The organism is Fluviicola sp., from assembly GCF_030151805.1.
GTDB lineage: Bacteria > Bacteroidota > Bacteroidia > Flavobacteriales_D > Crocinitomicaceae > Fluviicola.
This window is the reverse complement of record NZ_JASLCN010000124.1, coordinates 1-4888: the sequence shown is the minus strand read 5'-3', so window position 1 is coordinate 4888 and position 4888 is coordinate 1. Positions and strand designations below refer to the sequence as shown.

The 4888-nt window shown below is 41.4% G+C and carries 5 protein-coding genes; 4 read left to right on the top strand and 1 reads right to left on the bottom strand.

Annotation, left to right across the window (positions count from 1 at the left end; translation table 11 throughout):
• Both Q1V93_RS04805 and Q1V93_RS04800 read left to right on the top strand, forming a co-directional pair.
• The coding region (locus Q1V93_RS04805) for a nucleotidyltransferase domain-containing protein (protein ID WP_300662215.1) at positions 1 to 494 on the top strand (494 nt) is incomplete at its 5' end.
• Entirely contained in the window at positions 494 to 1564 is a 1071-nt protein-coding gene (locus tag Q1V93_RS04800) for a nucleotidyltransferase domain-containing protein (protein ID WP_300662213.1), read from the top strand. The genes Q1V93_RS04805 and Q1V93_RS04800, both read left to right, overlap by 1 nt.
• Here Q1V93_RS04800 and Q1V93_RS04795 read toward each other — a convergent pair.
• Positions 1556 to 3313 carry an ABC transporter ATP-binding protein gene (locus tag Q1V93_RS04795; RefSeq protein WP_300662209.1) on the bottom strand — a complete coding sequence of 586 codons (1758 nt, stop codon included), beginning with the start codon at positions 3311 to 3313 and terminating at the stop codon, positions 1556 to 1558. The genes Q1V93_RS04800 and Q1V93_RS04795 overlap by 9 nt on opposite strands.
• Before the next feature lie 266 nt (positions 3314 to 3579).
• Between Q1V93_RS04795 and Q1V93_RS04790 the strand changes: the two genes are divergently transcribed.
• The gene (locus Q1V93_RS04790) at positions 3580 to 4122 is read left to right on the top strand and encodes a sigma-70 family RNA polymerase sigma factor (RefSeq protein ID WP_300662206.1); all 543 of its coding nucleotides are present in this window, start codon (positions 3580 to 3582) and stop codon (positions 4120 to 4122) included.
• A 3-nt stretch (positions 4123 to 4125) separates the two neighbouring features.
• On the top strand, positions 4126 to 4888 hold a 763-nt coding region (locus tag Q1V93_RS04785), incomplete at its 3' end, for a hypothetical protein (protein WP_300662203.1).

Here is a 4888-nt window from a genome sequence, read left to right as displayed (position 1 = left end):
GGGCACTTTTAGAACGCTTACAATCACCGATTGTTTATTATGTTGAGCCTGGTTTTCTGGAAATCATGCAGCCTCTTGCAGATGCTTGTTTTTCTCCGGTCGCTACCATGTATCATTACTTGAATATGGGAAAGAAAAGTTTTGAAGATATGGATGGCCAGGATGAGGTGAAACTGAAGAAACTGTTTTATGCATTGAGGGCTTCTTTTGCTTGTAAATGGATTTTAGATAAAGACACCATACCACCGATTGTTTTCCAAAAAATGCTGGATGAACTGGAGATACCTGCCACATTAAGAGCAAGAATCTATGAGTTAATCGAATTGAAATCGGGGAAAAATGAAAGTTATCTGCATTCGAAAGAAGCTGAAATCAATGCATTTATCCGGGAACAATTTGAGAGAGCTGAAAGGGAATCGTCAAATCTCAAAGGAAGAAAACAAAAATCGGTGGATCTGGATGGGGCTTTTCTAACCGTTCTAAATGATTTGTAATGATAAGATTGCAACAATTGCATGAAGAAAATGAATTTTTGCTGCTGAAATGTATTAGCGGAAGTAGGGCGTATGGACTTCAAACGCCCCAATCCGATACGGATTATAAAGGAATTTTTATTTCACCGAAAAGAGAATATTTTAACTTAAGTCATCAGGAGCAGATCAACAATGAAACCAATGACATTGTTTATTATGAATGGAAGAAAGTAGTTGAGCTTCTTGGGAAGAATAACCCGACAATTCTTGAATTACTGGCTACTCAGGGTGATTGTGTGCTTTACAAACACCCCTTACTTGAACAGCTTAAAGTCTCGGATTTTCTGTCAAAAATGTGTTGTCAAACTTTTGCAGGATACGCGCAATCTCAGGTCAAAAAGGCGAGGGGTCTGAAGAAAAAGATCAGCAACCCGATGGAACCGGAACGTAAAGAAATCGTTGATTTTTGCTATGTTATTTCAGGTCTGAGTGTGTCTCCGCTTCGGAAATGGCTGTTCGACAATCAATTGAAACAAACAGATTGTGGGTTGGTGAAGCTGACACACATGCGTGATATGTATGCCCTTTTTCATCAGTCACAATCTCCGGATCTATCGTTAAAGGGAATTTTTTCCGGAACAGATTCGAATGATGTATCGGTCAGTTCGATCCCGAAAGGAATTGAGCCATTGACCTTAATGAGTTTTAACAAAGATGCCTATTCGATTCATTGCCGTGAATACGCGCAATATTGGGAATGGATTGAAAAACGCAATGAAAGCAGATATCAAAGTACTGTTTCTCACGGAAAAAACTACGATGCTAAAAACATGATGCATACATTCCGCTTGTTAAACATGGCAGAAGAAATTGCCCGTGAAGGCGTATTACATGTGAAAAGGCCTGATCGTGACTTCCTGATGAGTATCCGCGAAGGGAGATTTGAATACGAAGAATTACTAAAGCAGGCAGAAGATCAGGTGCTGAAAATTGAAGAACTGTTTGAAAAAAGTACTCTTCCGCAAGAACCGGATTTGGAAAAATTGGAAGAGTTATTATTTCAAGTCAGAGACAGGTATTATTTACTCTGAAAAAACCTCTCTCCGTTCACCGATCTGTTGTCTCCACATCGCGTAATACAAGCCTTTTTCATCCAGCAACTCGCTGTGTTTTCCGGTTTCGATGATGACGCCTTTTTCCAGAACGAAAATGCGGTCTGCGTGCATAATGGTCGATAAACGGTGAGCAATCAAAACGGTGATGTGTTCTTTTTGGTCTGTAATTTCACGGATTGTATTGGAGATTGCTTCTTCCGTAAGGGAATCCAAAGCAGAAGTTGCCTCGTCGAAAACCATTAATCGCGGGTGACGCAGCAACGCACGGGCAATGGACAAACGCTGTTTTTCACCACCGCTCAGCTTCATTCCGCCTTCACCGATAACGGTGTCAACACCATTTTCACTGCGCGCAATCAGGTTGGTACAGGAAGCTTTTTCCAAAGCCAAATTGATCTCTTCTTCGCTTGCGTTTGGTTTTACGAAGAGCAAATTCTCCCGGATTGTTCCTGAAAAAAGCTGTGTGTCCTGAGTTACAAAACCTAATTGCTGCTGCAATTCTTCCTTGTCGATTTCTGAGCTGCTTACTCCGTTGTAGGAAATCTCTCCGCTTGGGGTAGTGTATAAACCAACCAGCAATTTTACCAAGGTACTTTTCCCCGAACCGCTCGGACCTACAAACGCAATGGTTTCTCCTTTGTTTACTTCAAAGGAAATATTGCTCAGAGCATCATAAGAAGCACTTTTGTGACGGAATCCTACGTTGTGGAAAGCCAATTTCTCGATTGCATTCAATTTACGCGGATGAGCCGGTTTTTTCTCGATCGGCGTATTGATGATCTGCTCAAAATTGTTCAAAGAAGCTTCAGCTTCACGATAAGAAATAATTACGTTTCCGACTTCCTGCAACGGCCCGAAAATGAAAAACGAATAGAAATTCAATGAAATGATCTGACCCACAGTCAAAACATCTCCGTAGAGTAAATACATCAGGAAGAACATGATGGATTGGCGCATCAGGTTCACAAAAGTTCCCTGGATAAAAGAAATACTCCGGATTTGGCGCACTTTTTTCAATTCCAATAACAGAATCTTGCGTGTTGTGTCGTTCAAACGCTCTGTTTCCTGAGTTGCTAATCCCAAACTCTTTACCAGCTCAATGTTGCGTAAACTTTCGGTGGTACTTCCTGCCAATTGATTGGTTTCCTTCACAATGGTCGTTTGCACTTTCTTAATGCGTTTGGACAATTTGTTCGTGATGAAACTCAGAAGTAATGCAGAACCCAAATAAACCGGGATCAATCCCGGATGAACGCTTGTAGCGTACACAATTACGAACACCAACCCGACCAAGGATGTAAATAAGATATTTACAAAATTCATGATGAACTTCTCGTTGTCGAGACGAACTTTTTGAAGGATATTCAGGGTTTCACCACTGCGTTTGTCCTCGAATTCACTGAATGGGACCTGGAGCGTGTGTTTTAAACCATCTGTATAAATGTCTGCACCCACTTTTTGGATAACGAGATTCACGGTATAATCCTGGAAGGCTTTTGCAATGCGGCTGATCATGGCTGCTCCAATGGCCAATCCAAGGAAAGAACCTACCCCGATTAAAAACTCTTTCTGAGTGAAGTTTTCTTTTTGAGTGGTGAATTTGTCGAGAATTCTTCCGAAGATGTAAGGATCGAATAAGGAGAAAACCATATTGATACTGGCTAGTATCATGGAAAGGATCACAAGTCCTTTGTAACGTTTTAAATAAGAGACGAGAATTTTCATGTAACTGTAAAATTGATGTTTTTAGCCTGATGAATGAATGTTTTGATAAAATCAATGAGTTTGAATTGTTGTTTCAACAGGGGAGCGTAAAAGTAGTAAAAATCAGGAAAATAATCAGGTGTTGAATGGATAAAATTTGTTTGTCCTCCCCTCGGTCTCCCTCCCGGGGAGTAACGAATATTACCCCGGAAAAAAGAACTCTTTCAAAATTTCCTCCAACTTTTGTTTACCTTTCACTTTTCTCAACACAACCGTTAAAATCAGCAATGGAGAAACCTTTTTATAATCCTCAGGAAGTGCAGAAAGAACTCGTAGTTCTCTACAAATACTTCCCGGAGGTGAAACGCCTGCTTCGCTCTTTTGGTTGTGACGGATTGACCGCAGAAGACATTTTCCAGGAGTCATTGATCATCTATTTGAGAAAGAAAAACGATCCTGATTTCGATTTTCAACTGGCGCCGATTCATTTTATCAAACAAACCTGTAAACTGCTTTGGTACAATGTTGCCAGAAAAACACAAAAGCAGGGTGCAAGCTCACTGGAATTTGATTTGGAAGAAATCCCGGATTCCTGGATGGAAAAAGAATTGCAATACAAGCAACTTGAAACTGCTCTTTCGAAGATTGGGAAGCAATGCAAGGAAATCCTGCACCTGTTTTACGGCTTGGGCTGGAATATGGTCGAAATTGCGAAAAAACTGGATTTCCGCAATGACAAAGTAGCCAAAGCGCAGAAATACCGCTGCATTCAAAAGGCCAAAGACCTGGTTCAGGAAGCTCAGTTACAGGTCGAATCAACAAGCGTTTAGGTCATGGGAGCGAATTGGAATCAATTGATTGAGCGTTATTTGAATAACGAGCTTTCAGCAGAAGGAAAAGCTGCTTTCGAAACCGAACTGGAACGGAATGCAGAGCTTCAAGCTGAATTTGAACTGCACAAACTGACGAGGGAACTGATTCAACGAAACTCGTTGCGCACTCTGGTGAAACAATCGGGGAAATGGTTTCATCTGAAAAAAATCCTGGTAAATAGCGGAATTGCGTTGATCCTTGCCGGAGCTTTGGCAACAGCCATTTATGTGATTGCAACACAAATGAAGCAATCAGAAAAGGAACAACCGGCGTTGATGGAGAAATCCATGATTGAAAAGTTGAATCAGTACCTGGCTTTCGACAACATTGATCCACAGTATTTCCAGTTTACCGGAGAATCGGACGTATTTCTGTCAGAAAGTGGAGTTCTCTTGAGTTTAACGGATAAATCGTTCTTATTGAATGGGAAACCTTACAAAGGCGAAGCAGTGGTTCAGTGGCAGGAAGTTCAGAATCCTTCGGAAATTGTGAAAGCCGGATTGAGTACGATGTCGGGTGATCGCTTGCTGGAAACACAAGGAATGTTCAGCTTAAATGCCTTTACTCCTGATGGAAAGAAACTCGAATTGAGCAGGGAAGGAGCATACATCCAGGTTCCTGCGGATGAGGTAAAAAACGGGATGAAATTATTCCAGGGAGTTCCACAGGCTAATGGAAAAGTTGACTGGCAGAACCCGGTAGAACTGGAACGGCTCCCGAAAC

Bases quoted from the DNA above. Each gene is read 5' to 3' on its own strand.
- Q1V93_RS04795 (WP_300662209.1), bottom strand. From the start codon at position 3,313: ATGAAAATTCTCGTCTCTTATTTAAAACGTTACAAAGGACTTGTGATC.
- Q1V93_RS04800 (WP_300662213.1), top strand. From the start codon at position 494: ATGATAAGATTGCAACAATTGCATGAAGAAAATGAATTTTTGCTGCTG.
- Q1V93_RS04790 (WP_300662206.1), top strand. From the start codon at position 3,580: ATGGAGAAACCTTTTTATAATCCTCAGGAAGTGCAGAAAGAACTCGTA.